Below are 25465 nucleotides of genomic sequence, written 5' to 3'. Positions count from 1 at the left end.
GCCGAATCAATCAGAAAAACTGACAGCTATCGACTTTAAAGATCAGCATGCCTGACTTAAAATATGCGCCATCTCTTCTTTACAGGCTTTACATGCAAGGCATTAAACGCAAAATCGTCTACGTCACCGCTTTTGAAATCATCGGCATGGCCATTTCCACGCTCTGGCTGACCCTGCTTTCGGGCGAATCGCCCACCAGCACGGGGCCGCTGGCCATCATGATCACCACCATCGCCGTGATCTGGAACCTGCTCTACAACACCGCGTTCGAATACTGGGAAATCCGGCAGGTGTCGCGCACGCGCACGGTCTGGCGCCGCATCCTGCATGCGATCGGCTTCCAGATCACGCTGGTCATCTACCTGATCCCGCTGATCGCCTGGTGGCTGAACATCAGCCTGTGGCAAGCCTTCGTGCTCGATTTCGCGCTGATGCTGATCATCCCGTGCTACAGCTTCATTTTTAACTATTTCTTCGACGGCCTGTTCGGCGTGCCCCTGTCGGCGCAGCAGCCGAAGGAAGAAGCCACTGACGTTCAGGCTGCTTCGCTGAGCAACTGAAGAAAGGACCGCGCCGCCATGCCCAGCGGCCGGTCCTTCATCCACACCAGGTGGATGGGCACGACCAAGCCATTGCCCGTATTCTTGAACGCCACGCAGCGCACCCGCCCCGCCGCCAGAGAATGCTGGATGGCCGAGGCGGCAAAGTTGCCCCAGCCCAAGCCCGCTTCCACCATGGCCAGCGCCATCGGCAAACTGTCCGTGCGCCAATAAGACAGCCCCACCACGGGGCGCGCATCGGCCAAGTCGAGTTCGCGGCTGGCGACGATGATCTGGCGCAAATTCACCAATTCCTCGATATACAAGGGCTGGCCCGCCGCGCTGGGCGGATGCTGGGTGGAAATAATCGCCAGCAAGGCATCGCTGCCCACCAGTTGGAACTGTTCTTCGTGATTGATGCGCCCGCCTGCGAAAGCCATGCAGGCGCTGATGCGGCCCCGGTGCAGCATGTCGAGCACATCATCCTGCGGCGCCGTCAGCACCTCGATATCGAGCAAGGGATGGCGCTGCGACAGCGCGCGCACTGCGGCCAGGAAGGGAGTATGGTCGAGCTCGGCCGCGATGCCCAGCGAAATGCGGCTTTCCAGTCCCTGCGACAATTCCTGTACGTGCAAGTGCAACTGTTTCAACTGCTCGGCGATCAGGCGCGCGTGCGGTATCAGGGCCAGCGCGGCCGGCGTGGGCACCGCTTCGCGCGCGCCGCGGTCGAACAGAGTGATGCCCAGTTCCGCCTCGATATTGGCCATCGCCATGCTGACGGCCGACGGCGCCCGCCGCAAGGCGCGCGCTGCAGCCGAGAACGAGCCGCCATCGACGACGGCCAGGAACAGTTCGATGTTATGGCTGGACAGTTTCATGAAAAAGTGGAAAGTGCGGCACTTTCGGGCGCGCGGGCGGTCAAAATGGGGAACGACAGCAACACTCGGAAGTACACATGCGCCATCGATTAACTTACCGCCGCAGCGGCTACATTTCCGACTTTACCCGCTTCATCGACGGGCTACCTGCAGGCGCACCCGGAAGTGCAAGCCAGCCAGCGCCAGGGCTGGCGCATTTTCTGGGAGCGCCCGGCCAGCATGCGCGAACTGGAACTGGCTCACGCGGACAGCGTGCCGGAACCACCCTACCATTACGACTAAAAACTCTTAGCCTTTCCAGACGCGCTGCAATCCGGTGTCCGCATGGATCCAGCCACCACGCGGGCCGTTGCGGTAATAGAAGCCCACGCCGCCCTGCTTGAAGCTGCGCACCAGCGAACCGAGCACTTCCGCGTTCAGATTCGCCACGCGGATGTCGGCGGCGCGGCCCGAGATGTGCAGCGACTGGCGCGCGGCCGGCACGCCCGCTTCGCGCAGCCTGCTGTTCGACTCGGCCGTGCGGTAGCCCGACAAAATCTCCAGCGGCTGCTCGATGCCGTAGCGGGCCACGAACGCTTGCGTGCCCCACAGGGTTTCCAGCAGTTTCGGATCGATGGGAGCCGTCTTCTTGCCGTTCACGTCGCGCAGCAAGTGACACAGTTCCTGGTAGGCCGAATCGATGACTTCGCCATCTTTCCAGTACAGCAGCTTGGCCTTTTCATTGCTGGCCGGGCGCACCACTTCCAGGGTGCGAGGCTTGAGCCAGAATTCCAGGTCCAGCGCCTGCGCATCGAAAATGTCGGGTGGCGGTTCCATCTCGGTGATGGCCTGGCGCGATTGCGACGTGATCGAGCGGTCGATGCTGGCCAGTTGCGTCGGCTGCGGCGGCACGGCCGTGCGCGGCGCGCGCGGCTTGGCGCTGGCCGAAGCCGAGGCGGGAGCGGCCGTGCGCGAGGCGCAGCCGATGAGAGGAGTGGCAACCAGGCCCAGCGCGGCCAGGCCCATACCGTGGTGTAGAAAATTTCTGCGCGATGCCATAGTCAGTCCAATTTAACGATGGGAATACTATAGCGTATTGTGCCGCGAAGAAAAACCCTCAATGCCTATCGTGTCACCCTCATTTCAAGGCATTTTGCGTCAGGCGGCAGCCGCGACGGAGGCGCCGGCGCCTTTCGCCTGCGCCAGTGCCGTCAATGGCTTGTCGAGCAGATAACCCTGGGCCACGATGGGCAAGCCCGTGATGGCGGCGATGCGCTGCAGCGCGGCCAGCGCGGCCGGCGTGTCGAGGCGCTTGAAAATGACGCGGATTTTCGCCGCATGGCACACAGTGACGAAGCTGGCGACGGCTTGCTCGTCGCTGAGGTTGCCCGCGTCGAGCTTGAACGCATGCGGGTGCAGGCGCTCCAGCATGCCCGTTGCCTCATGCACGCTGGCCACGTTGATGGCCAGGCGGAAACCGTTGCGGCGGTAATTGTCGGCCACGTAATTGAGCAGCCAGCCCTGGTTCGGCGTGACCGTCGGCAATTGCAGCACGATGCGCTCGATGGGCAAGCCCAGCGCGTCGAGGATGCGCTGGAAAGCGTGGCCGTGATTGCTGCTGACGGCGCTCAGCAGGCGGTCATGCACATTCAGGTACAGGTCGGCCTGCTCCGCTTCCGCCTGCCGGAAAAAATTAATGGCGTGCAGCATGCGGCACAGCCGGTCCAGTTCCACGGATTCATCGTCGCTGGCCGCGTGATCGAGCAAGCGCCACAGCGACAAGCCCTCGTCCGCCTTCGACACGCTGCGCGCCAGTCCTTCGAACGCCACCAGCTTGCCGCTTTCCAGTTCGCGCAGCGGCTGGAAAGCGCTGGTCATGGTGCAATTGAAAAAGCGCCCCAGCGCCCGGCCCTCCCCGTCGAGCCAGACGCTGGTGCCGGCCTGGGTTTGATGCGACAGGCGGGCCAGGTAATTTTTCAGGACGGGAAATGGCATACGTGCTCCTTCGTAAGGCTGCGCCAGCTGCCCTCATGGGGAAGACGGCGCCAAAGTGTGCAGAGTAAGGCAGCGCAAACCAAAGGAGAACGAATGGTTTCGCCATTTGATATGCACCCAGCAAATATGGACGCAACAACGGACAGCGCATAACGATAGTCAGAAACATTCCTTCCCGCCCCCTGGTCCAGCCTTTACTGTGAGCATGTACCGATACCATCAGGAAGGGCCGCCATGTGCCAGTTACTCGCAATGAACAGCAGCAAGCCTGCGGCGCTGGGATTTTCCTTTGCCGGCTTTGCCGAACGGGGCGGACGCACGGACGAGCACCGCGACGGCTGGGGCATTGCCTATCATTCCAGCAGCGGCTGCACCCTGCTGACGGATCACCTGGCGGCCATCGATTCGCCGCTGGCGGCCCAGGTGCAGCAGCATCCCGTGAAGGCGAAAAACATCGTCGCGCACATCCGCAAGGCCACGCAAGGCCGCATCGCTCAGGAAAATACCCACCCGTTCGCCCGCGACCTGTGGGGCAAGACCTGGTCCTTCGCCCACAATGGGGACTTGAAAACGTGGCGTGCGCCCGTCAATGCGCACTACCGCGCCAGCGGCGACACGGACAGCGAACAAGCCTTCTGCCACCTGCTGGCCACCTTGCGCACGCAGTTTCCCCTCGGTGAACCCACGCGCGCCGACTTGCGCGCCGCCATCGCCGAGGTCGCCAAGGACATTGCGGCGCACGGCACCTTCAATTTCATCCTGTCGGACGGCGAACTGCTGTTTGCCCACTGTTCCACGCACTTGCACTATGTAATACGCGAATACCCGTTTTCCGTGGCGCAACTGATCGACTGCGAGCGCAGCATCGACTTTCGCCAGCACAACCACCTGGACGACAGGATCGCCGTCATCGCCACGCATCCGCTGACGCAAAACGAGGATTGGCTGGCATTCGCGCCCGGCGAACTGAAACTGTTTACGGGCGGCACCTTGCTGCCGGCGGATGATGCCGCGCCACAAGGCGTGTATATCCAGATCAGTTACTGAGGGAATTATTGAACGGGAAGAAATGGCCCGCCGCCGGATGGGCGGGCTGAGGGACTGGCGGGGTGTCAGGCCGAATTGCAGTTGCAAAAGCGCTTGCGCTTGGGGTCGCCGCTAGCGATGCCCGTGGGATCAATCTGTTTCCAGCAAAAAATCGTTTCCACGCCATATGGCGAACGCACATTGCCCGCCTCGACATAACCCTGCTTGACGAAAAAGGCCTGGCTGCTGGCCGTGCTGTGCAGTTGCAAGGCCTTGATGCCCCACTCGCGCGCCTGCGCTTCGAGTTGCTCCACCATCGCCTTGCCGGCGCCGCGGCCTTGCGCCTCGGGCAGCAGGTAGCACAGGGCCAGCTTGCCGGCGCGCGTCAGCAAGCCGACGCCGACAACGGCGCCCGCCTCGACTGCGACCAGCGAAAAATTAGTCGGCGACGCAAACCAGCACGCCACCATCTGCGGTGTTTTATTGCCCAGCCAGGCTTCCAGGATGGCCGGATCGTCCCGGTGATCGAGGCTGCAGCATTCGACGATGGAGCGTCGTAATACGTTGCACGCCTCGAAAGCGTCGGTCGATGTTGCAATACGAATTTCAAGACTCATGTACGCTCACAAAATATTCCAGTTGCCGATGCAGACGGTTTTCCCCCTGTATCGTGCGATTCGACTATACACCAAGCGGCGCTTTCGGGTTTTTTGCCGCACGCCACGGGCCGGTTTTGCCTATGGCGCTATGCCTGCAGACTAAGTGCTGATGCGCATCTTGCCCACGAATGTTTCCAGAAATCGATATATGTTTTTTAGCGCAAACGGGAATCAAGTCTAAGCATATTACGAAAAATTCGTTTCTTTTCCGGCCGGAATTTTAGACTATGTCTATCTATTCTCACAACAAGAGTTCAACATGACCCATTCCAACGCCGTAACGACTGCCGCAGCAACGCTCACCCAACGCTCGCGCCGCTGGTTCCTGGCCAGCGCCCTGGCCGCTTCCGCTGCCGCCATGAGCCTGCCGATGGCCGCCAGCGCCGCCGAACCGGTGGTCTTGCTGAACGCGTCCTACGACGTGATGCGCGAATTGTTCAAGGACGTGAATCCCGCATTTATTGCTGATTGGAAAGCCAAAACGGGCGAAACCATCACCATCAAGCAATCGCACGGCGGCTCCAGCAAGCAGGCGCGCTCCGTCGCCGATGGCCTGGAAGCATCCGTCGTGACCATGAACCAGGCCAATGACATCGACATCCTCGTCGACCGCGGCCTCGTGGTGGCCGACTGGGCCAAGAAATTCCCGAACAATGCGGCGCCGTTTTACTCGACCATGGTGTACCTGGTGCGCAAAGGTAACCCGAAACACATCAAGGATTGGGACGACCTGGCCAAGCCCGGCATCAAGGTCATCGTGCCGAATCCGAAAACCTCGGGCAATGGCCGCTACACCTACCTGGCGGCCTGGGGCTATGCCGTGAAAAAAGGCGGCAGCGAAGCGCAGGCGCGCGACCTCGTCACCAAACTGTTCAAGAACGTGCCCGTGCTGGACGGCGGCGGCCGCGGCGCCACCACCACCTTCACGCAGCGCGAAATCGGCGATGTGCTGGTCACGTTTGAAAATGAGGTGCAACTGGTGCGCGCCGAATTCGGCGACAACTTCGAAGTCGTGTATCCAAGCATCTCCATCCTGGCCGAGTCGCCGGTGGCCGTCGTCGACAAGGTCGTTGACCGCCGCGGCATCCGCAAGGAAGCCACGGCCTACCTGCAATACCTGTACTCGGAACCAGGCCAGGAACTGGTTGCCAAGCACTACCTGCGCCCCCGTTCGGCGGCCGTCGCCAAGAAATACGCGGCCAGCTTCAAGCCGATCACCCTGTTCACCATCGACGACGTCTTTGGCGGCTGGAAACAGGCACAAAAGAAACACTTTGACGATGGTGGCGAGTTCGACAAGATTTATCAGAAGTAATCTTCGCCGCATCAAAAAAACCGGGACATGTCCCGGTTTTTTTATGCCGCCACACATCACTGCTTCTTCAGCAGCAGCTTGAATTGCGGCGCCCAGCGCCCGTCCAGCAGCATCTCGCTGGCCGCCTCATAGGCATCGCCCGACGGCGTCCAGCGCACGCGATAGGTCAGCGTCTTGCCATTCGCCCCCACGTATTGCGTGGCGGGAAAGTCGAGGCCGCCGTCCGCCGGCAGCATCGTGCCGCGGCTATGGCCGCCGCTGTTTTCCACATACAGGAAGGCTACCTTGCCTGCGGCGGGATCGTGGTAATACGTGGTTTCGCCCACGTAGTCGGGCTTGCCGGGGCTGCGCACCGTGTGCACGTCGCGCAGCATCTGGCCGCCATACAGCCACTGGAAACAGTGCTCATCCGTTTGCTTCCCGCCAGGGAACTCGCCCTTCCAGCAATGCCCGGTCAGGAAAGCCATCGGTTGCAGGGCGGCAATGGGTTGCGCCAGTACGGCCGAGGTGGACAACAGCAGGGGCAGCAGCAAGAGCGACAGCAGGAATGGACGCATGGCACACCTCCGGTAGATGCTCCAGTATAGGCGAATAATATGCTTGCAGCAGCGCTGGCGCACACTTTGCGCATATCGATATGCGCATCGATTCGTGGTCAAAAGCGTGCGCGCGCCGTACTCTGGCCTTGTCGCGCCGCATGGCGTATTACGGGCTCAAAGGAAATATCATGGCTATCTCGGAAGTGAATGTACGCAACCAGTTTCGCGGCAAGATCAAGGAAATCATCTTTGGGCCCGTGGTCTCGGAAGTGGACGTGGAAACGCCGCACGGCATCGTCACCTCGGTGATCACCTCGCGCTCGATCAAGGACCTGGACTTGAAAGTGGGTAGCGAAGTCATCGCGCTGGTGAAATCGACGGAAGTGTCGATCGCCAAGATCCAGTAGCCTTGCCCTGAACGGCCTCGCTGGCGGCCAGGCCGCCGGCCTCCCCGCGCGTCCTGGCCACTCAGCCCAGTTTGACGAGGTTCTGCAAGATCAACGGACCGCCCATACCCAGCAAAACGCCGCCTTCTGCGATTTTCCCCAGGTTCACGGCAGCAAACCCCAGCTGTTCCACCAGCCTGGCGACCGTGATGCCCGAGGCGGCATCGTTACTTGAGACAAACATCACGCGGCGCCCTCCCCCTTCTGCCGGGTCCGCCGCCAGCAAACGTGCCGGTAGCTGATTGAAGGTCTTGACCACGAGCGCATCCGGAAACGCAGCGGCCACCACATCGCTGGAGGCCTGTCCCTGCAGCTCCTCGACCGGGACCCCATACGTATTCATCGCGTCGATCACGATCTTGCCGTGCCAGTCCGCTGCCGCACCTGCCAGCGCCAGGTGGGCGCGGAAAGGAATGGCAAGGATAATCACCTGCGCCTCCAGCGCGTGCGCCACGTCCATGACGGTAACGAGGTCGCCCAGCTCGGCGCTCAATGCCGCCAGGGAGGCCGGGCCACGGCTATTCGCCAGCCCCACGGCAATACCGCTGCGCACGAACTGGCGGGCCAGGGCTGTGCCAACGTTACCGGCACCGATAATGGAATAACTCATACTGATCACCTGATTAATTAGTTGAATGAAAAGAGAAACAAAGCGCCCGCATACGGCTCAGGCAAGCCATGATGCGCGCTGGACCTCAATCTGAGAAGCCGGTATATTGCGATCTGATCCATCTCATATTCAGATACAGGAGTCCGTCATGCTGGATGGGGTTTCACTTGATCAACTTCGCACCTTCATTGCCGCAGTCGATGAAGGCAGCTTTTCGGCGGCCGCCCGCAAGCTGCACCGGGTGCAATCGGCGGTCAGCGGCTGGGTGGGCAGCCTGGAAGGACAGCTGGGCGTGCGGCTGTTCGACCGCGCGGGGCGCTTTCCGGTCCTGACGGCCGAAGGCGCGCTGCTGCTGGCCGATGCGCGCAACATCGTCGCCGGCGTCGATACGCTCAAGGCGCGCGCCAGCCTGATGGCCTCGGGACTGGAAGCGGAATTATCCGTCGTGGTCGATGTATTCTTCCCCACCGATGCCGTTACGCGGGCGGCCAAGGCCTTCGCGCAGCGCTTTCCGCTGACGCCGCTGCGCCTGTTCGTCGAAGGTTTGGGCGCCGGCTACCAGCCGCTGCTCGACGGGCGCTGCAGCGTCGGTATCCTGGCGGCGCTACCGCTGGCATTTCCTTCGCTGGCGACTGCCAGGCTGGGCGAGCTGCCGCTGGTGACAGTGGCAGCGCGGGACCACCCGCTGGCCAGCCTGGTCGGCCGCATTTCCAGGGGCGAACTGGCGAAACACGTGCAACTGGTGCTGACGGACCGCTCGGCACTGATGGCTGGCCAGGACTATGGCGTCTGGTCCCCCGCCACCTGGCGGCTGGCCGACCTTTCCACCAAACATGCCTTCCTGAAAGACGGCGTCGGCTGGGGCAGCATGCCGCTGCACCTGGTCGAGCGCGACATCCACGCAGGCGCGCTGGCGCTGCTCGACACCGAGGACATGGCATCGTCAGGCTTCATGCTGGCCATCCATGCCGTTCACCGGGCCGGCGCGCCGCCCGGGCCGGCCGGAAGGTGGTTCATCGACTATCTGCGCACCAGCACCGCCGCCGCCTTCAATCCCGGAACAAATACGTAAACGTGCGGCTGACGGGCAGCTTTTCCGTGCTGCCCCGCAGCAGCACCTGCATACGCTCGGCGTCGACGCGTTCGGCTGCCTCGATGGCTTTCACGTTGACCATGGTGCCGCGGTGGATTTGCCAGAACTGTTCCGGATCGAGGCCGCCCAATAAATCCTTCAGCGGCGTGCGCACCAGCGCTTCCGAGCCGGCCAGCACCACGCGCGTGTACTTGGTGTCGGCCTGGAAGAACAGCACGTCGTCAATGTCGATCAGGCGGATCTGCTTGCCCACGCTGGCCCTGATCCATTTCAGTTTTTCGCGCGGCGCCGCCGGCAGCGCCGCGCGCAGCGACTGCAGCAAGTGGGCCATGTCCGCCGGCTGCCCGCCCAGCTTGTCGCGCAGCCGGGACAGCGCGCGCTGCAGGCGCTCGGCCTGCACGGGCTTCAACAGATAATCGACGGCGCCCGCGTCGAAGGCATCGACGGCATACTGGTCATACGCGGTGACAAACACCACGTGCGCCCGCGTGCCGATGCGCTCGGCCACTTCCAGGCCCGACAGGCCAGGCATGCGGATATCGAGGAAGACCACGTCCGGCTCATGCTCGAGGAAACCGTCCCAGGCATCGTTGCCGTTTTCCGCCACCAGCACGATGCGCGCCTCGGGCCAGGCCAGCGCCAGCATCGTTTGCAGGCGTTCGCGCATCAGGGGTTCGTCTTCGGCGATCAGGATGGTGGCATTCATGCGGCAAGTTCTTTCAGGCTGGATGCAATTTTAATGGGAAGCAATATCTCGGCGATCACGCCGCCCTCTTCGCCGTCGCGCAGGGTCAGGCTGGCGGACGGATCGGACAGCGACAGCCGGCTGCGCACGTTTTCCAGGCCCAGGCCGCCTTCCGGCGCGCTGCCCGCAGCGCTTGCCGGCAAGCCCATGCCCGTGTCCTGCACGCGCAAGCGCAGCATGCCGTCCACCCGCAGCGCCGACAGGCTGATCTCGCCGCCGCGCAAGGACGGTTCAATACCGTGCTTGATGGCATTTTCCGCCAGGGTCAGCAAGATCATGCTGGGAATCGTCGCGTGTGCAAATTCGGCCGGCAAGTCCAGCGCATAGCGCAGGCGGGAGCCCATGCGTGCCTGCATCACGCGCAAATACGCGGCCACCATGTCGAACTCGCTTTGCAGCGGCACTTGCTCGCTGCGCATCTCCGCCATGCTGGCGCGCAAAAAGGCGATCAGGTCGGCAGTCAATGCCGCGGCCCGGCCGGCGCCTTGCGCTCCCTGCTCGGCCAGCTGCTGCACGGCGCCCAGGGTATTGAACAGAAAATGCGGCTCGATCTGCGCGCGCAGCAGCCGCAGCTGCGATTCGCTCAGTTCGCGCGCCAGGCGGTCGCGCTCGGCATCCTGCTGCAACTGCAGGGCCAGCGCTTCGTACTGACGGTTGCGCCAGGTGCTCACGACCGCCAGCGGCACCATATAAAACAACCCGGCCACCAGCAAGGCGATGCCGCCCACGCGCAGCAAGCGCTCGAAGGCCATTTCCATGGAACCCGTATCGCTCAAGCCGGCCAGCAGCACGCCGGCCGCTACCCCTGCCGCGCAGGTCGACACGATCAACAAAAGCTTCTTGAACTTGTAGCGCACGGAACTGCGGTAATTGAACCAGACGCCCACCAGGCCCCACGCCAGCGCAAAACCCAAGCCGTTGCTGAAGACCAGGGCCTTGAGCAATTCGAACCGGCCCGGCAACAGCAGATGCAGGGTGACGCCGATAGCGCTGAACAGCAGCATCAGCTTGAACGCGGCGATGTAAAAACCGGCGCCGCGGTACTTGAGCAGGAAATCGTGCAATTGCTGGCGCTCGATCGGCGTCAGCTTGACCAGCTTCATGGCAACGTAGCGGCGCACTCTTCCCTGGATCTGGTCCGCCATCTCGGGTTGTTTCAGCACCAGCAGCGATTCTTCGTCGATGCTGCGGTACCATCCGGCAAATTTTTTCCACATGCTGCGTTCTCCTTGTCGTGTCAATCAGGCATGAACGCAGTCTACGGCGCCCCTGTGGCAGGGCATAGCGCGGGGCGACGAAGCACGAAGGGACAGGCATCAACGACGAGGTACATGGCGCCTGCCGGACCCTCGCTGCCAATATTGCTGAAATAATACGAAGTTTCCAAGGCGAAATCAATAATTGCGCAACAATTTTCACTACGGCAAGATTAGCCCCATTTATTTGCCAAATTGGCCGCAACACCGCTTGTCGCGGGCCTGTACCGTAGACATCGCTTGATCTTTAATGGTATTGTTTAAGCTTGGCAAATATTGCCTCCGAGATACACGCCGCGTCCCCGCGCGGCCCGTTTCCGGATTTGCGCGCAGCGCCCACGATGGCGCCCCAAAACTGCTTTCCCACATACAATCCCATGCTCAAAAAAATGTTCGCCGCGGTGCTGATGACGCTTTCGACAGCGGCCATCGCCGTGCCCTTCGGTTCCCAGTCGATACTGGTGGTCGAAGACGGCACAGGCAAAGTCTTGCTTGAAAAAAATTCCAACGTGGTGGTGCCCATCGCCTCGCTGACCAAACTCATGACGGCCATGGTCGTGCTCGACTCCAAAGCGAATATGCAGGAAGAGATCAGCATCGACCGCGAGGATGTCGATACCTTGAAACACAGCACCTCGCGCGTGCCCGTGGGCGCCACACTGAGCCGTCATGACGTGCTGCAACTGGCGCTGATGTCGTCCGACAACCGCGCCGCCGCCTCGCTGGCGCGCACTTTCCCCGGCGGCCCCACCGCATTTGCCGTGGCCGTCAACGCCAAGATCAAGGCCCTGGGCATGCGCCAGACCGTGATCGAAGAACCGACGGGCTTGTCGCCGAACAACCAGTCGACGGCAGCAGACCTCGTCAAGATGGCCGTGGCCGCCTCGCGCTACCCGGAAATCAGCCGCATCACGACGGATTCGAAGGACGTGATCCAGATCAAGGGCCGCGACGTGGAATACCACAACACGAACCGCCTGGTGGGTGCCAAGGGCTGGGATATCGGCCTGTCGAAAACGGGCTACACGAATGAAGCGGGCCGTTGCCTGATCATGCGCATCAAGTCGGCCGGCAAGTTCGCCACCATGATCCTGCTCAACGCGCGCGCCAATTCCGTGCGCGCCATGGACGCCGTCAACATCCGCCGCATGCTGGCGGCCGAAAACGGCATCGAAGAACCGAAAGTGATGCGCGCCTCGGTCAGCCGGCATAAAAAAGCGCCGGCGAAACCCTCCAAACGCCGCCGCGCAAAATAATTACTTCGCTTGCCGGTTGGTCATGATGACGCCGGCAATCGTCACCGCGCCGCCCACCAGCATCGAGGCCAGCACCGGCTCGCCCAGGAGCGCCGCCGCCAGCACGATGCCGAACACGGGCACGAGGTTGTTGAAGACGGCCGTGCGCGATGGGCCCAGCGCCTTCACGCCCTCGTAATACCAGACAAAGCCGATCACCGTGCCGAACACGCCCAGGTAGCCGATGGCGGCCCACACTTGCCAGCCAAAGCTGTGCCATGGCACGCTCGGAAATTCCACGGCCGCCCCCACCAGCAAGAAGGCCAGGCCCCACATCGACGCATACGTGGTGGCGGCAATCGGGCTCAAGCCCTTCAGCGCGACCCGGCCGATCAGGGTATAGGCGGCCCAGCTGGAAATGCCGCAGAACATGAACACCTCGCCCATGCCGATGCCGCCACCCGTGCCGTGCAGCACGCCGGCGAGATCGCCGCGCGTGATGACGATGGCCGTGCCGCAAAACGCCAGCATGATGCCCAGCCACTTGAAGGAACCGAGCCGTTCGCGGAACAGCATGGCCGAGGCCAGCGCCGTGACGATGGGATTCAGGGCCACGAACAGGGCCGTGCGCCCCGCCGGCATGCGCGACAGGGCCGCCAGGAAGCACAGGTTGTACAGAAAGATGCCCGTCAGGCCCAGCGCGGCCGTCGTTGCCAGCTGCTTGCGGTCCAGGCGCGGCAAGCCCCCTTCCAGTTTCCAGGCCAGCATGACCAGCAACAGCACGGCCACGCCGAAGCGCCCGCTGGCGGCCGTCATGGGCGGCATCTGCTGCGCCAGCACGCGCCCCGCGATGAAGGTGCCGCCCCAGAACAGGGCGACAAAGATCAGTTTGATGTAGACGAGCGGCGATTGCACGGAAGGCAAGGCGGCTGATGGTATGGCGGAAGAAGACATGGAATATCCTGTATGGCCGCTTGCGCGGCGGGTGGTGTCCATATATATTAATACTAATATCAACTCATGAAATAATGAGTAAATACTCATACATCAAAGAAACCACACCATGACCTTCACGCAACTGGAAATTTTTACCCTGGTGGCCGAATTGCACGGCTTTTCCGCCGCCGCCGCGCAGCTGGGCATCAGCCAGTCGGCCGTCTCGCACGCCTTGAAGGCGCTGGAAAAGGAGATGGGCGTGGACCTGATCGTGCGCCACCAGGCCTCGGCCGAACTGACGGACATAGGCCGCCAGCTGCTCGTGCGCGCGCGCGAAATCCTCGGCTTGTCGGAGGCCATGCGCCAGGAAGCGGCCGACGTGCTGGGCCAGCGCCAGGGCACCCTGCGCATCGGTTCCTTCGGCCCGACGTCTTCCTTGAACCTGCTGCCGGCCATCACGGCGCAATTCCGCCAGCGCTATCCGGGCATCGACCTGCGCATCGACGAGGGTGCAGACCATGAGGTGGTGCAGTGGATACGCGAACGCAGGGTCGATGTCGGCTTCGTCGTGCTGCCGGACGAGCGCTTCGATACGGCGCCGCTGGTGGAAGACCAGATGATGGCGCTGGTGCCGCGCAGCCATGCGCTGGCCGGCGAAACCGCCATCACCCTGGCCCAATTGTGCGAAGGGCCGTTCATCATGTCCGAGGCGGGCTGCGCCTGCCTGATCGAACCGCTGTTCGCCAACGCGGGCTTGCAGCCGAACGTGCCCTATCGCATCAGCCAGGTGATCACCATCCTCGACATGGTCAGCCGCGGCGACGGCCTGTCCATCGTGGCCGAATTGGCCCTGCCGCAGCGGCTGCGGGAGCAATATCCGGAACTGGTCGCCCTGCCGCTCAATCCGCCCGTCAGCCGCAAGGTGGGCCTGGCCGTGCGCGACCGGCGCCAGAACACGCCCGCCACCAACGCCTTTTTCGAGGTGGCCAGGCAGATGGCGCCGACCCTGGCGCCCCGGCGCGCTTGAGAGTTTAGAAAGTCTCCCACTCCTCGCTGCGCTCCGGCTTGACGGCGGCCGCCTTTGCCGGAGTGCTGGCGAGGCGCGGCGCCATAGCGGCGCGCACCACGGGCCGAACGGGGTGCTGCTGCAGCGGCGGCGCCTGTCCCTCATCGAGCTTGAACACGCCCACCACCTGCGCCAGCGTGCTGGCCTGGTCTTGCAGGCTTTCCGCCGCGGCGGCCGCCTCCTCCACCAGGGCCGCATTCTGCTGCGTCACCTGGTCCATTTGCGCGATCGCCTGGTTCACCTGCTCGATGCCGGAGCTTTGCTCGGCGCTGGCGGCCGTGATCTCGCCCATGATGTCGGTTACGCGGCGCACGCTGTCGACGATTTCCTGCATCGTCGCGCCAGCCTCGTCGACGAGGCGCGCGCCCGAATCGACCTTGCCCACCGAATCGTCGATCAGCAGCTTGATTTCCTTGGCAGCGCCGGCGGAGCGTTGCGCCAGGCTGCGCACTTCCGTCGCCACGACGGCAAAGCCCCGTCCCTGCTCGCCCGCGCGCGCCGCTTCCACGGCCGCATTGAGCGCGAGGATATTCGTCTGGAAGGCGATGCCGTCGATGACGCTGATGATGTCGACGATCTTCTTCGACGAATCGTTGATCGAGGCCATGGTATCGACCACCTGCGCCACCACTTGCCCGCCCTTGCTGGCCACGCCGGACGCCGATTGCGCCATCTGGTTGGCCTGGCGCGCATTGTCCGCATTCTGCTTCACCGTGCTGGTCAGCTCCTCCATCGAGGCGGCCGTTTCTTCCAGCGAACTGGCTTGCTGTTCCGTGCGCGACGACAGGTCCTGGTTGCCGGCGGCGATTTCCGACGATGACACTTTCACCGATTCGCTGGCCGTGCGGATTTTCACGAGAACGGCGGCGATCTTGTCGATGAAGCGGTTGAAGGCGCCGGCGATCTGCGCCAGTTCATCCACGCCGGAAGCGTCGAGGCGGCGCGTCAAATCGCCTTCGCCCGAGGCGATGTCGTCGAGCGCATCGCGCACCAGTTCCAGGCGCTTGAGCATTTTGAAGACCAGCAGCGACAGCAGCAGCGCCGCCAGCCCCGTCAGCAGCGCGGCCGTGACGGTGGCGGTCGTCAGCATCGTCTGCAAGGCTTGCATGGCTTCCTGCTGGTCCAGCACCACGGCCAGCAGCCAGTCGGTACCCGCCACGCGCGTGACGTACAGCATGCCGTCGCGCTCATCGAGGCGCACGGCCTCGCTCGTGCGCGTGCTTTCCAGCCGGTTGACCTGCGCGGCCGACAGCGCCGCATCGAGTTTCGCCACCGGCTGCAGGCTCAGGTCCTTGTTCGCATGGGCGATGATGGTGCCGCTCTGGTCGACGAGGAAGGCAAAGCTGTGCGGGGTCGGCTTGATCGCCACCACGTTGGCGATCACCGTATCGAGCAGCACGTCCGCCCCCGCCACACCCAGCAGCGCCTCTTTCGGGCCGACGGGCGCCGTGAACGACACCACCAGCTTGTGGCTGGCCGCGTCCACATACGGCGGCGTCAGCATCGGCACGCCCGCCTTGACGGTGTCCGTGTACCAGGCGCGCGCCGTGGGATCGAAATCGGCCGGGCGGCCCGGATGGGTAAACACGGAACGCTTGTCCGCATAGCCGATGAACACTTCCGCAAAATCGCCGGCCTTTTCCGCGATCTGGAAGGCGCGCAGCGGATCGGGCGTCTCGGCCGACATGACAACGGATGCCATGACCTTTTTCTTGCCATCGACCCATTGCGCCAGCACGGCCGACTGGCTTTGCAGCAGTTGCTGCATCTGCTGATCCGACGACGCCAGCATGCTGCTGCGCGTCGTCACGTAATTGGCGACCGACAAGGCCAGCATGGACAGTACGACAATGGCCACGCAAATGAGCACCAGCCGCGTGCGAAGGGAAGACAACATGATGGACTCCTCGTTTCGATTTTAATGGCGTGAAACAGTGCTGTTGCACCGCTTTCTCTACGCAAGCATTTTTACACAAAAATCGGAACAATTTTCATCAATATTCGGAATACAACACATATATTTCCGTGCAGAAACCTATCGAACCCTGTCAACCTATCAGCGGATCAGCCCCCTCAAGCCGCTGGCCCGCTGCGTGCGGCGCAGGATCGCGTCGAACAGCACGGCCTGCGTGGGCGAGACGAGGGTAAAGAAGTCGCGCGCGCGCGTGATGCCCGTGTAGACCAGTTCACGCGCCAGCATGGCGCCGCCTTCCTGCGGCAGCACCAGCACCGTGTGGCGAAATTCCGAGCCCTGCGATTTATGCACCGTCATGGCGAATGCCGTCTCCACGTGGCGCAGGCGCGTGGCCAGCACGCTGCGCACATTCTCGCCCTCCAAAAAATACACGCGCAGGGAGCCGGGCCGCGCAGGATCGCGCAAGGTCAAGCCGATATCGCCATTGAACACGCCGGTGCCGTAGTCGTTGCGCGTGACCATCACGGGACGGCCCACATACCATTCGCTGCGGCGTATCAAGCCATCCTTTTCCAGCCGCAGTTCGATGGCCGTGTTCAAGCCCGCCACGCCCCACTCGCCCTCGCGCACGGCGCACAGGATGCGGAACGATTCAAAACTGTGCAGCACGGCGCGCACCCAGTCGTCATGCTGCGCGTAGCCTTCGCTGCCGACATTCAGCAGCGCCAGGTAAGGCTGGTAGCCGCCCGGTGCGTCGGCGCGTCCGCGCAAGGCCAGGCGCAGCACGTCTTCCTGCTGCGCCGGCACGCTCCACGCCAGCTGGCCGCCGCTGTCGCCGGCGAAGCACGCTTTGGCCAGATCGGGCCTGCCGCCATTCACGGCCAGCGCCAGTTCGCCGATCGGACCGCTGAAGCGGTGGCTGTGGCGCAGCATCACCGTCTGCTGCGCCAGCGCGCCGGCGGCACCGGCAAAATCGGCGGGTATGGCCACGCCGCTGGCCGCCTGCGCGTACGCGATGGTGGCGTCCGTGTAGCCGCCCGCCTGCGCGTCGTGGCACAAGTCGCCCAGCACGGCGCCCGCTTCCACGGACGCCAGTTGGTCCTTGTCGCCCAGCAGGATCAGGATCGCCGTGGACGGCAAGGCATCGAGCACGCTGGCCATCATCTCCAGGTGCACCATCGACGCTTCATCGACGATCAGCACGTCGACGTCGAGCGGATTGCCCGCGTGATGGGCAAAGGCGCGCGTATCGGGCCGCGCCCCCAGCAAACTATGCAGGGTGCGGGCCGCGCCCATGCGCCGCGCCAGTTCCTGCAGGGGCAAGGCATCGCCCGCCTTCGCCGCCAAGCCTTCCAGCGCCTTGTCGATCGACTGTTTCAGGCGAGCGGCCGCCTTGCCCGTCGGCGCGGCCAGCGCGATGCGCAGCTGCTCCGGCTGCGGCGAGACGGCAAACAGCAGGGTCAAAAGGCTCGCCACCGTGTACGTCTTACCCGTCCCCGGCCCGCCCGTGATGATGGCCACCTTGCCGCGCAGGGCGATCGCGCACGCCACTTTTTGCCAGTCCGGGCCACCATCCTGCGCGGGCTGGTCGAACAGGATGTCGAGCCATTGCCGCACCTGCGCCAGCGGGGGATCAGTCAAATCCTGTGCGCGGAGGGCGATTTTCTCGCCCACCAGGCTTTCGTCGCGCCAGTAACGGCGCAGATACAAACGGTCGCCATCGAGCACCAGCGGCTGGCGCACATCGGCCGCACCGACCTGCCACACTTGCGGCGCGCCGGCCAGCAGCGCGCGCCAGCCATCGACGCTGTCCGGCAGCGGACCGGAGACGGCCAGCACGGCATGCCACAGCTCCTCGCTCCAGCCCAACAACTGCGACGGTTCGCTGGCCAGCTCAAACAGCATCAAACAACTGTGCCCCCGCCCTTCCAGCTCGGACAGCACCACGCACGCCACGGCCACGGCCGGCGCATGCGGCGCATTCTCGTCCAGGCTGGCGATGAAGCGGGCAAAGGCGGCGCTCAGGCGGCGCAGATGGCCATCCTCGGCGACGCCGTCGACATGGGCAAACAAAGCGTTCATCTGTGCGTCATGCTGCATGGTGTTCCGTTTCTTCTAACAGTTGATCGAGGCCGTCCAGCAGTTCCAGTTGCGGCGCCAGCCAGTAGCAGCCATGTGTATCCGCATTCGCTATGCCGCGCAAGAACAGGAAGATGGCACCGCCCAGGTGCTCAGCCGCATCATAGGCATCACCGAGCCGGCTTTTCAGCAGCCGGTGCAGGGCCAGCATGTAGATGGCGCCCTGGATATCGTAGCGGTGCTGCGCCATGCCGGCCGCCAGCGCCTGCGTGTGGTAGGCACCGTCGTTGGCGCCCAGCGCATTCGACTTGTAGTCGAGCACCCAGTAGCGGCCATCCTGTTCGATGACCAGGTCGGCAAAGCCTTTCAGCATGCCGTGCAGCTGGCGCCGCGGCAGCACGGGACGCGGCGCGCCATCGAGCAGCAGGCGCGTGCACAGCTGATCGAGCGCCCCCGTGGACAAATGCTCGCTGGGGAACCAGAACTCCATCTCGGACAGGGTGCTATCGAGCTGCGACAGCGACGCATCGAGCAGCGGCAACGGCGTGAGGGCGATTTCCCTGAGCCAGGCGATGGCGTCTTCCTGGCGATGGCCCCAGCCGGCCCGCTCGCAGCGCGCGGCCAGACGGGTATTGAAGTGCTCGTCGTGGACGCTGTCAAAACCTTCGCTGCCCATCCACTCGAGCTGCTCGTGCAGGAAATTGCCGGGCACGGAGCCGCGCGGGAAGCGGTGCCATGGCGCGTCGCCCATGTGCATCGGCGAAGTCACGGCTACAGCCGTGCCATCTTCCAGCAGGGTTTCCTCCAGCGCCCGTTGCGGCACGTGTGCGGTCGCCACGGCACCGATCTGGCGCGTCAGCGACGTAAAGCTGCCCACCGACCAGTCGCGCTCGAACTCGCCCACGAACACGGGCGCGGGACGCAGCTCGGGGCGCCGCTCGACCCGGTCCAGCACCGTGCAGGCATCGGGCTGCGCCAAAGAAGCCACGTAGATGGCGTCGCAGCTGCCCGCCACCTGCTGCCAGCGCAACAGCAATTGCTCCGCCGGCAGCTTGTCGCCGCCCGTCAGCAGGTAGCCGAGCGCCGATTCGTGCAAGGTGTTCTCGCCCGCCTTGCGCGCCGCCTGGGCGGCCACGCCCAGCCACAGGAAGTGGCGCGCGCGCGTCAGCGCCACGTACAGCAGGCGCAAGTCTTCCTCGATGCGCGCCTCTTCGACCGCCGCCATGGCCTCGTCGGACAAGGACAGGTCGAGGCGGCGTTCGCCATCCTCGCCCGCATAGTCGAAGAAGCTGCGGTTGCGCTTGTCCACCTTGCGCGCCGTCACGGCAAACGGTAAATAGACCAGCGGGTATTCGAGTCCCTTGGATTTGTGCACGGTGATGACCTTGACCAGCTCCGCATCGCTTTCCAGGCGCAGCACGCGCTCGTCGCCGCCCTCGCCTTCACCGGCGATCTGCTCGGCCAGCCAGCGTATCAGCGCCTGCTCGCCATCGAGCTGGCGGCTGGCCGATTGCAGCAGTTCGGCCAGGTGCAGCAGATTCGTCAACCGCCGCTCGCCGCCCGTCTGCTGCAGCAGCATGGCCGGCAATTGCAGTTCGTGGATGAAGCGGCGCAGCATGGCCAGCACGCCCTGACGCTGCCAGATCAGGTGCAAGGCCTTCAACTGCTCGACCCTGCGTTCCCATTCCAGTTCATCGCTCGACAGGCGCGCCAGCTCGCCCAGCGACAGGCCGATGGTGCGCGTGGCAAACGCGGCGCGCGCCAGTCCCCCGTCGAGGGGATTGGCCAGCGCCGCCAGCCAGCGCAGCACGTCTTGCGCTTCCTCGCTGTCGACGACGGAATCCTTGTCGGACAGGTAGACGCTGGCGACCCGGCGGCGCGCCAGCGCGCGGCGGATGGCGGCCGCTTCCTTGCGGTCGCGCACGAGGATGGCGACGTCGGCCGGCTGCAAGCGCGTAAAACCGTCGGGGCCATCGAAGCCCGCCTGCGGGTCGCCCAGCATGGCGACGATATGTTCGGCGCAGTGCTGCGCGAAATACTCGCGGTAGCTGTCGCCGCGCAGCCCTTCATCGCTGGCGCAGGCGGCCAGCAGGGCCGGCAGCGGGCCGCTTGCGTTCACCAGGTATTCGGCGCGGCCCTTGGCATCGACGGCTTCGAACGGCAGCGGGTTCTCGCCATTTTTCCGGTAGCGGAAGGCGCCAAGCGGCACTTCGGCGCGCTCGGCGTGCAGGAACAGCTGGTTGACGGCCGCCACCAGCGGCGCCGTCGAGCGGTAGTTGGTGCCCAGCTGGTAATGGCGTCCCGTCGTCGCGCGCCGCGCCGCCAGGTAGCTCTGGATGTCGGCGCCGCGAAAGCCGTAGATCGACTGTTTCGGGTCGCCGATCAGGAACAGGCCCAGGGCCGGGTCGTTGTCGGCAATGCGGTACAGCAGATTGAAAATCTGGTACTGGGCGGGCGCCGTATCCTGGAATTCATCGACCATGGCCAGCGGATACTGGTCGATGATGCGCTGGCGCAGGGCCGTGCCATTCTCGCCGGCCAGCGCGTCGTGCAGCCGTTGCAGCATGTCGGCAAAGCCGAACTGGCGCGACTGGCGTTTTAGCTGGTCCATGCGCCGCGCGATGGCCGCCGCCGCATGCAGGTGCAGCTTGTGCGCCAGCGGCGTGAGGCCCGCCAGGGCGGTCCCCAGCCCTTCCGTATGCTCGAAGCACTCGGGCACCTGGGCCGTGAAACTCTTGGCAAACGCATCCTCGATGCCGAACGGCGTCAATCTCTCCCACGCCTTGGCCGTGATGGCCGGCTGCAGCAGCAGCGGGTCTTGCGCCCAGCGGCGTAAGCCATCGAACCACTTCGCCAGGTTCTCCGGCTTCATCTTGACGCCGTTAAAACACTTGGGATTGGCGGCGCGGTGGTCGTTGATCCACGCGGCCATCTGGTCCACGCGCTCGACCCATCCCGCCTTCAGGGTGGCCAGCTGCGCGGCCAGCGCCCGCTGTTCGCGCGCGATCAGCGCGGACAACGGTTCCTCGTCCGCCATGCCCATGATGTCCGCGCGGCGCGCCAGCTCGCGCGCGCCCTTCTTCAGCGCCCCCACGTCGGGCCAGCAGGCCAGCAGCACGTCGAGCGCCTGCGGCGGCAAGGGATAGACTTGCTGGCGCCAGTAATCGTGGGCCGCATCCTCGAACAGGGCTTGCTCGTCGCTGACCAGTTCTTCGTCGAACAGGCTGCCGCTGTCGAACGCGTGCTCGCGCAGCATGCGCTGGCACCAGGCGTCGATGGTGAAAATGGCCGCTTCATCCATCGTCTCGGCGGCCAGCATCAGCCGGTGCGCGGCCTTTTGCCGTTCGCTCTCGTCCGGATAGGACTCGAGCAAGGCGTCGAGAAAGGGGGCGCTGCCGCCGGACTCGTGGCGGAAATAGGCGGCCGCCTCGATCAGGCGCTCGCGCACGCGGTTCGACAATTCGCGCGTGGCGGCGCGGGTAAACGTCATCACGAGGATATCGGCCGGCAGCAAGGGACGCGTAAAACGGCTGTCGTCGTCGCCATGGCCCAGCACGAGCCGCACGTACAGCGCGGCGATGGTCCAGGTCTTGCCCGTGCCGGCCGAAGCTTCGATCAGGCGCGAGCCGTGCAGCGGGAACGCCAGGGGGTTGAGCAGATGGCTCGTCATGGTTCTTCTCCCGCGCCGTCTGCGGGCGCGCTGATAGGGTCGATCGTGATGTGTTCTTGCAGCCAGTCGGCCAGCGGGCCATACAGCTCGCGCGTGCAGTCTTCCCAGGCTTCTTCCGCGGCCAATGCGGAAAACTCGGGCCACAGGCGCGCCAGGCACAGTTCTTCGCGCTCGCCGGAGACTTCAAAGCCGCCGTCGTAGACGGCGCGCGGGTCGCCCTGCTGCACCAGCGCCAGGCCCGTCTTGCAGGCAGTCGGCAGCGGATGGTTCATGCCTTCGCGCCACAGCGCCAGCAAGGTGGCCAGCGCATCGCGCGACGTAGCCGGATCGAGCGGCGCCATGCTGACGATGGCGTCGCGCGCCACCAGGTAGCCGGTGACGGGGAAACCGAGGGCGGCGGCGGCCAGCTGGCGCAGCCACATCAGCATCAGCTTGTCGCCACGCGCCAGGCCGCCCTTGTCCGTCACCTTCGAGGAAATCTGCATCAGCCATGCCGTGTCCTGCCCGTTGCTGCACAATTTGTCGAGCCAGTCGTCGATCTGCAGCTCGCCAAACGACAAATTGATGGCGCGCTTCTCGGCCGCGTACGGGAACGAGGCGCGCAGGGACAGCCACGCGCTGCGCACGGGCACCAGCGCCTCGACCAATTGCGCCTGCACTTGCCGGCCGATCAGACCGATGGGCAGCACGCCTTCGCGCGCCAGCTTTTCCGCGCGCGCTTCCAGGCTGGCGCGCACGTCATCGAGCGCTTCGACGGCGCCGCCGTCGTCCAGCATGGTGTCTTCCAGCAGATAGCGCTCGAGCGCATTCAGGCCAAACGGCTCTTCATCCTCGCCCAGCATGGCCGCATCGGCGAAATACACGCTCAAGCGGCGGCGGAAAAAGTATTTCACGGGCTGGCGCAAAAAGCTGGCCAGCTCGCCCAGTTTCAAACGCATTCCGGGATCGAGTTCGTAAGGGCCTAGCGCCAGTTCCTCGGTCTGCGCCTCCGCATCGGCATGCGCCACGCGCCATTCGCGCGCGTAGGTCAGCAAGCCATCGGCCTCGAAATAGCGGCGGCTGAACGGCTGCAGCGCATGCTCGGTGGTGAGCGATACAAGGTGCCGGTCCAGCGACCAGCCGGCAGCCAGGTAATCGCGCAGCTGCGACACCAGCACGGACGGCGGCTGCTCGGAATTGTCGCGCACATTGCGCCCCACCCAGCTCACGTACAGCTTGTCGCGCGCGGCCAGCAAGGCTTCGAGCATCAGGTAGCGGTCATCGTCGCGGCGCGAGCGGTCGCCCGGGCGCGCCATGCCGGGCAGCGCCAGCAGGTCGAAATCGGCCTTCTGCGCGCGGCGCGGGAAGTCGCCGTCATTCATGCCCAGCAGGCAGACGACGCGGAACGGCACGGCGCGCATCGGCATCAGGGTACAAAACGTGACGCCGCCGGAGACGAATTGATGGTTCAGGGTCGGCTCGTCCAACGCGCCCAGCCACGCCACGCGCAGCACGGACAGCGGCACCTGTTCGACAAAGCCCGCGTGCTCGCAGGTTTCCAGCCAGCCCTGCAAGGCGCCTTCCAGCTGCGCCAGGGTCAAACGGTCGCCCTCGTCGTCGGCGTCGAAAAAGGCGGCCAGCAGCGCACGCGCCTGCACGCCCCACTCGGCTGGCGTGCGCGCGCCGGCCAGCACGGTGCGCCAGTGCAGCAACGCCTCGACCAGCTGCGCAAGGGATCCCGCCAGCGCCGCATCGAGGCCGCCCACTTCCGCATACGGCTCGATGCCGCCAAAGCTGGCGCCACTGCCGCTGGCATAGCCGAGCAGCATGCGCCGCACGCCGAAGATCCACGCATTCTGCTCGCCGGCCGCACCCAGCCCCAGGCCGGCGCGGTGTTCCTGGTCCAGGCCCCAGCGCACGCCGGCCCCTTCGATCCACGCGCCCAGGGTGGCCAGGTCGTCCGGCTGCAGGCCAAAGCGGGCGCCCAGCGCGGGCACGTCGAGCAAGTCGCGCACTTCGCTCTGGCGGCAGCGCTGCTGCGGCAACTGCAGCAGCCACTCGAGCGCGACGAGCAGCGGATTGACGCTGCGGTCCTTCACGTCGCCGATCTCGAACGGGATGAAGCGCTCGTCATTGCGCCGGTACTGGCCGAAGACGGCGTGGATGGCAGCCGTAAAAGTGTCGATGTCGGGCACCATCACCACCACGTCGCGCGGGCGCAAGCCCGTCTGGGCGCTGTGCGCGAACATGGCCAGCAGCTGGTCGTGCAGCACTTCCACTTCGCGCTGCACGCTGTGCGCCACGTGGAATTCGATCGAGCGGTCGCCTGGCTCGGGCGGCACCTGCTCATGCTCGGCCAGCGGGCGCAGTTCGCGGATGGCCACCTGCACCTGCTGCAGCAGGGTCTCGCCCGTTTCCTCGCCAAACAGGTCGATGCGCAGGCTGTCGTCGCGACCCTCGGCTTGCGCGTGTTCGTCGAATTCGTCGAGCATGCGGATGAAATCGCGCCCTTGCCTGCCCCAGCTGGCCAGCAGCGGGTGGCTGTGCACATGCAGTTCTTCCAGCGGAATTTGCGCCAGGTCGGTGCCGTTGCGCTGCCGCTGGCGCTTGTTTTGCGCGCGCAGCAAGTCGCGCCCGTCGATGATGTCGCCCCAGTAAAACTGGCACGGATTGGGCACGGCCAGCACCACCTGCGTGTGGCGCGCCAGCGCGGCCAGCGCCTGCAAGGTCTGGTACGGCAAGGCCGACACGCCAAACAGCACGACACGGCGCGGCAGCTTGCCGGCAGGCGCATCGCCGGCGGCGATCGCTGCCAGGAAGGCCTCGTGGATGTCGGCGCGGCCCGTGTCGCGCTCGAACGCCTCGACATCAGCAGCCACGGCGCGCCACAACTGCGCCTGCCAGCGCTGGTCTTCCTTCAATGCGATGGATACACCGCGCGCCGTGCGCAACTGGTCGCTACCCGCCGCCCAATCGGCCAGCCAGTCGGCGCGGTAGACCTGGTACTGGTCGAACAAATCGGCCAGCCGCTCGGCCAGCTGCAGCCGGCGCTCGCTATCGCCATCGGCAAGGAAGTAGCGCAGCGGCGCGAAGACCGGGTCGGCCAGCAAGGACGGCAACAGGCGCATCAAACGCCACGTCAGCGGGGACTTGTCGAACGGCGACACGCGCGGGACTCTTTCGCGCCCCAGCATCCCCCGGTAGCTTTCCCACAGCAGGCGCGCCGGCAGCGCGATGCGCGTGGCGGCGCACACGCCCATCTCCTCGGCCAGGGCGATCTTCAGCCACTCGGCCACGCCGTTTGACTGCACCAGGAAGATATCCGTTTCCAGGGGCGCCAGCGGATGCTGGCGCAGCCACTGGAAGACAGCGGCGCGCAGCTGTTCCAGCTGGTTGCCATGCAGGATGAGGAGGCCGGGCGTAACGGGAGTATGCATGCTGATCCGATGGGTTGCCGCGCCTCCGGCCGGGTGGCCAGAGACGTCAAAGGCATATTATCGCCGCT

At 64.5% G+C, this 25465-nt stretch carries 21 protein-coding genes; 8 read left to right on the top strand and 13 right to left on the bottom strand.

The window, feature by feature from the left end:
• Positions 1 to 92: 92 nt before the first annotated feature.
• Positions 93 to 560 carry a PACE efflux transporter gene (locus tag CSQ91_RS03825; protein WP_070253636.1) on the top strand — a complete coding sequence of 156 codons (468 nt, stop codon included), beginning with the start codon at positions 93 to 95 and terminating at the stop codon, positions 558 to 560.
• Here CSQ91_RS03825 and CSQ91_RS03820 read toward each other — a convergent pair.
• Positions 536 to 1417: a LysR family transcriptional regulator gene (locus tag CSQ91_RS03820; protein WP_034787224.1), complete on the bottom strand. Its 882-nt coding sequence runs from the start codon at positions 1415 to 1417 to the stop codon at positions 536 to 538. The genes CSQ91_RS03825 and CSQ91_RS03820 overlap by 25 nt on opposite strands.
• A gap of 147 nt (positions 1418 to 1564) precedes the next feature.
• Between CSQ91_RS03820 and CSQ91_RS28490 the strand changes: the two genes are divergently transcribed.
• Positions 1565 to 1699, top strand: coding sequence for a DUF3460 family protein (locus tag CSQ91_RS28490; RefSeq protein ID WP_143450936.1), 135 nt, complete (start codon positions 1565 to 1567; stop codon positions 1697 to 1699).
• A 6-nt stretch (positions 1700 to 1705) separates the two neighbouring features.
• On the opposite strand, the gene CSQ91_RS03815 is transcribed toward CSQ91_RS28490, so the two are convergent.
• Together CSQ91_RS03815 and CSQ91_RS03810 are read right to left on the bottom strand one after the other, a co-directional pair.
• Positions 1706 to 2455, bottom strand: a complete 750-nt coding sequence (locus CSQ91_RS03815) for a YcbK family protein (protein WP_371933510.1) — start codon at positions 2453 to 2455, stop codon at positions 1706 to 1708.
• Between the two features lie 99 nt (positions 2456 to 2554).
• Positions 2555 to 3391, bottom strand: coding sequence for an EAL domain-containing protein (locus CSQ91_RS03810; protein ID WP_099387431.1), 837 nt, complete (start codon positions 3389 to 3391; stop codon positions 2555 to 2557).
• A gap of 234 nt (positions 3392 to 3625) precedes the next feature.
• Here CSQ91_RS03810 and CSQ91_RS03805 point away from each other — a divergent pair, with 234 nt between their 5' ends.
• Positions 3626 to 4438, top strand: a complete 813-nt coding sequence (locus CSQ91_RS03805) for a class II glutamine amidotransferase (protein ID WP_099387430.1) — start codon at positions 3626 to 3628, stop codon at positions 4436 to 4438.
• 65 nt (positions 4439 to 4503) lie between these two features.
• Here the strand turns inward: CSQ91_RS03805 and CSQ91_RS03800 are convergent, their stop codons facing one another.
• Positions 4504 to 5034 carry a GNAT family N-acetyltransferase gene (locus CSQ91_RS03800; protein WP_099387429.1) on the bottom strand — a complete coding sequence of 177 codons (531 nt, stop codon included), beginning with the start codon at positions 5032 to 5034 and terminating at the stop codon, positions 4504 to 4506.
• 400 nt (positions 5035 to 5434) lie between these two features.
• Between CSQ91_RS03800 and CSQ91_RS03795 the strand changes: the two genes are divergently transcribed.
• Positions 5435 to 6391: a sulfate ABC transporter substrate-binding protein gene (locus CSQ91_RS03795; RefSeq protein WP_046685513.1), complete on the top strand. Its 957-nt coding sequence runs from the start codon at positions 5435 to 5437 to the stop codon at positions 6389 to 6391.
• A 56-nt stretch (positions 6392 to 6447) separates the two neighbouring features.
• On the opposite strand, the gene CSQ91_RS03790 is transcribed toward CSQ91_RS03795, so the two are convergent.
• Positions 6448 to 6948 (bottom strand): hypothetical protein, encoded by a 501-nt coding sequence (locus CSQ91_RS03790; protein WP_099387428.1) that lies wholly within the window; start codon positions 6946 to 6948, stop codon positions 6448 to 6450.
• 170 nt (positions 6949 to 7118) lie between these two features.
• On the opposite strand from CSQ91_RS03790, the gene CSQ91_RS03785 reads away from it, so the two are divergent.
• Complete coding sequence (locus tag CSQ91_RS03785) at positions 7119 to 7337, top strand: TOBE domain-containing protein (protein ID WP_034757699.1); 219 nt, start codon at positions 7119 to 7121, stop codon at positions 7335 to 7337.
• A 61-nt stretch (positions 7338 to 7398) separates the two neighbouring features.
• Here the strand turns inward: CSQ91_RS03785 and CSQ91_RS03780 are convergent, their stop codons facing one another.
• Positions 7399 to 7986 (bottom strand): NADPH-dependent F420 reductase, encoded by a 588-nt coding sequence (locus CSQ91_RS03780; protein WP_099387427.1) that lies wholly within the window; start codon positions 7984 to 7986, stop codon positions 7399 to 7401.
• Between the two features lie 148 nt (positions 7987 to 8134).
• Between CSQ91_RS03780 and CSQ91_RS03775 the strand changes: the two genes are divergently transcribed.
• A complete protein-coding gene (locus CSQ91_RS03775) occupies positions 8135 to 9058 on the top strand; it encodes a LysR family transcriptional regulator (RefSeq protein WP_099387426.1) in 924 nt (307 codons plus the stop codon).
• Here CSQ91_RS03775 and CSQ91_RS03770 read toward each other — a convergent pair.
• On the bottom strand, positions 9036 to 9785 hold the full coding sequence (locus CSQ91_RS03770) for a LytR/AlgR family response regulator transcription factor (RefSeq protein WP_099387425.1): 750 nt from the start codon (positions 9783 to 9785) through the stop codon (positions 9036 to 9038). The genes CSQ91_RS03775 and CSQ91_RS03770 overlap by 23 nt on opposite strands.
• Positions 9782 to 11041: a sensor histidine kinase gene (locus tag CSQ91_RS03765; RefSeq protein ID WP_099387424.1), complete on the bottom strand. Its 1260-nt coding sequence runs from the start codon at positions 11039 to 11041 to the stop codon at positions 9782 to 9784. The genes CSQ91_RS03770 and CSQ91_RS03765 overlap by 4 nt, the downstream gene beginning before the upstream one ends.
• Before the next feature lie 416 nt (positions 11042 to 11457).
• Between CSQ91_RS03765 and CSQ91_RS03760 the strand changes: the two genes are divergently transcribed.
• Positions 11458 to 12336: a serine hydrolase gene (locus tag CSQ91_RS03760; RefSeq protein ID WP_035826880.1), complete on the top strand. Its 879-nt coding sequence runs from the start codon at positions 11458 to 11460 to the stop codon at positions 12334 to 12336.
• On the opposite strand, the gene CSQ91_RS03755 is transcribed toward CSQ91_RS03760, so the two are convergent.
• Entirely contained in the window at positions 12337 to 13269 is a 933-nt protein-coding gene (locus tag CSQ91_RS03755) for a DMT family transporter (protein ID WP_099387423.1), read from the bottom strand.
• A 109-nt stretch (positions 13270 to 13378) separates the two neighbouring features.
• Here CSQ91_RS03755 and CSQ91_RS03750 point away from each other — a divergent pair, with 109 nt between their 5' ends.
• A complete protein-coding gene (locus CSQ91_RS03750; protein ID WP_099387422.1) occupies positions 13379 to 14278 on the top strand; it encodes a LysR family transcriptional regulator in 900 nt (299 codons plus the stop codon).
• A 4-nt stretch (positions 14279 to 14282) separates the two neighbouring features.
• Here the strand turns inward: CSQ91_RS03750 and CSQ91_RS03745 are convergent, their stop codons facing one another.
• From CSQ91_RS03745 to recC, 4 genes are all read right to left on the bottom strand, one after another.
• The gene (locus CSQ91_RS03745; RefSeq protein ID WP_099387421.1) at positions 14283 to 16214 is read right to left on the bottom strand and encodes a methyl-accepting chemotaxis protein; all 1932 of its coding nucleotides are present in this window, start codon (positions 16212 to 16214) and stop codon (positions 14283 to 14285) included.
• A gap of 159 nt (positions 16215 to 16373) precedes the next feature.
• Positions 16374 to 18332, bottom strand: a complete 1959-nt coding sequence (gene recD, locus CSQ91_RS03740) for an exodeoxyribonuclease V subunit alpha (RefSeq protein WP_099387420.1) — start codon at positions 18330 to 18332, stop codon at positions 16374 to 16376.
• Positions 18322 to 21981, bottom strand: coding sequence for an exodeoxyribonuclease V subunit beta (gene recB / locus CSQ91_RS03735; RefSeq protein ID WP_099387419.1), 3660 nt, complete (start codon positions 21979 to 21981; stop codon positions 18322 to 18324). Before recB ends, recD begins: the two co-directional genes overlap by 11 nt.
• Positions 21978 to 25397 (bottom strand): exodeoxyribonuclease V subunit gamma, encoded by a 3420-nt coding sequence (gene recC, locus CSQ91_RS03730; RefSeq protein WP_099387418.1) that lies wholly within the window; start codon positions 25395 to 25397, stop codon positions 21978 to 21980. Before recC ends, recB begins: the two co-directional genes overlap by 4 nt.
• Between the last annotated feature and the right edge of the window lie 68 nt (positions 25398 to 25465).

Source organism: Janthinobacterium sp. BJB301 (assembly GCF_002735685.1).
Lineage (GTDB): Bacteria > Pseudomonadota > Gammaproteobacteria > Burkholderiales > Burkholderiaceae_D > Janthinobacterium > Janthinobacterium lividum.
The sequence above is the reverse complement of the archived record's forward strand: the minus strand, read 5'-3'. Positions and strand labels throughout refer to the sequence as shown.

Bases quoted from the DNA above. Each gene is read 5' to 3' on its own strand.
- CSQ91_RS03825 (WP_070253636.1), top strand. From the start codon at position 93: ATGCAAGGCATTAAACGCAAAATCGTCTACGTCACCGCTTTTGAAATC.
- CSQ91_RS03820 (WP_034787224.1), bottom strand. From the start codon at position 1,417: ATGAAACTGTCCAGCCATAACATCGAACTGTTCCTGGCCGTCGTCGAT.
- CSQ91_RS03815 (WP_371933510.1), bottom strand. From the start codon at position 2,455: ATGGCATCGCGCAGAAATTTTCTACACCACGGTATGGGCCTGGCCGCG.
- CSQ91_RS03810 (WP_099387431.1), bottom strand. From the start codon at position 3,391: ATGCCATTTCCCGTCCTGAAAAATTACCTGGCCCGCCTGTCGCATCAA.
- CSQ91_RS03805 (WP_099387430.1), top strand. From the start codon at position 3,626: ATGTGCCAGTTACTCGCAATGAACAGCAGCAAGCCTGCGGCGCTGGGA.
- CSQ91_RS03800 (WP_099387429.1), bottom strand. From the start codon at position 5,034: ATGAGTCTTGAAATTCGTATTGCAACATCGACCGACGCTTTCGAGGCG.
- CSQ91_RS03795 (WP_046685513.1), top strand. From the start codon at position 5,435: ATGAGCCTGCCGATGGCCGCCAGCGCCGCCGAACCGGTGGTCTTGCTG.
- CSQ91_RS03790 (WP_099387428.1), bottom strand. From the start codon at position 6,948: ATGCGTCCATTCCTGCTGTCGCTCTTGCTGCTGCCCCTGCTGTTGTCC.
- CSQ91_RS03785 (WP_034757699.1), top strand. From the start codon at position 7,119: ATGGCTATCTCGGAAGTGAATGTACGCAACCAGTTTCGCGGCAAGATC.
- CSQ91_RS03780 (WP_099387427.1), bottom strand. From the start codon at position 7,986: ATGAGTTATTCCATTATCGGTGCCGGTAACGTTGGCACAGCCCTGGCC.
- CSQ91_RS03775 (WP_099387426.1), top strand. From the start codon at position 8,135: ATGCTGGATGGGGTTTCACTTGATCAACTTCGCACCTTCATTGCCGCA.
- CSQ91_RS03770 (WP_099387425.1), bottom strand. From the start codon at position 9,785: ATGAATGCCACCATCCTGATCGCCGAAGACGAACCCCTGATGCGCGAA.
- CSQ91_RS03765 (WP_099387424.1), bottom strand. From the start codon at position 11,041: ATGTGGAAAAAATTTGCCGGATGGTACCGCAGCATCGACGAAGAATCG.
- CSQ91_RS03760 (WP_035826880.1), top strand. From the start codon at position 11,458: ATGCTCAAAAAAATGTTCGCCGCGGTGCTGATGACGCTTTCGACAGCG.
- CSQ91_RS03755 (WP_099387423.1), bottom strand. From the start codon at position 13,269: ATGTCTTCTTCCGCCATACCATCAGCCGCCTTGCCTTCCGTGCAATCG.
- CSQ91_RS03750 (WP_099387422.1), top strand. From the start codon at position 13,379: ATGACCTTCACGCAACTGGAAATTTTTACCCTGGTGGCCGAATTGCAC.
- CSQ91_RS03745 (WP_099387421.1), bottom strand. From the start codon at position 16,214: ATGTTGTCTTCCCTTCGCACGCGGCTGGTGCTCATTTGCGTGGCCATT.
- recD (WP_099387420.1), bottom strand. From the start codon at position 18,332: ATGCAGCATGACGCACAGATGAACGCTTTGTTTGCCCATGTCGACGGC.
- recB (WP_099387419.1), bottom strand. From the start codon at position 21,981: ATGACGAGCCATCTGCTCAACCCCCTGGCGTTCCCGCTGCACGGCTCG.
- recC (WP_099387418.1), bottom strand. From the start codon at position 25,397: ATGCATACTCCCGTTACGCCCGGCCTCCTCATCCTGCATGGCAACCAG.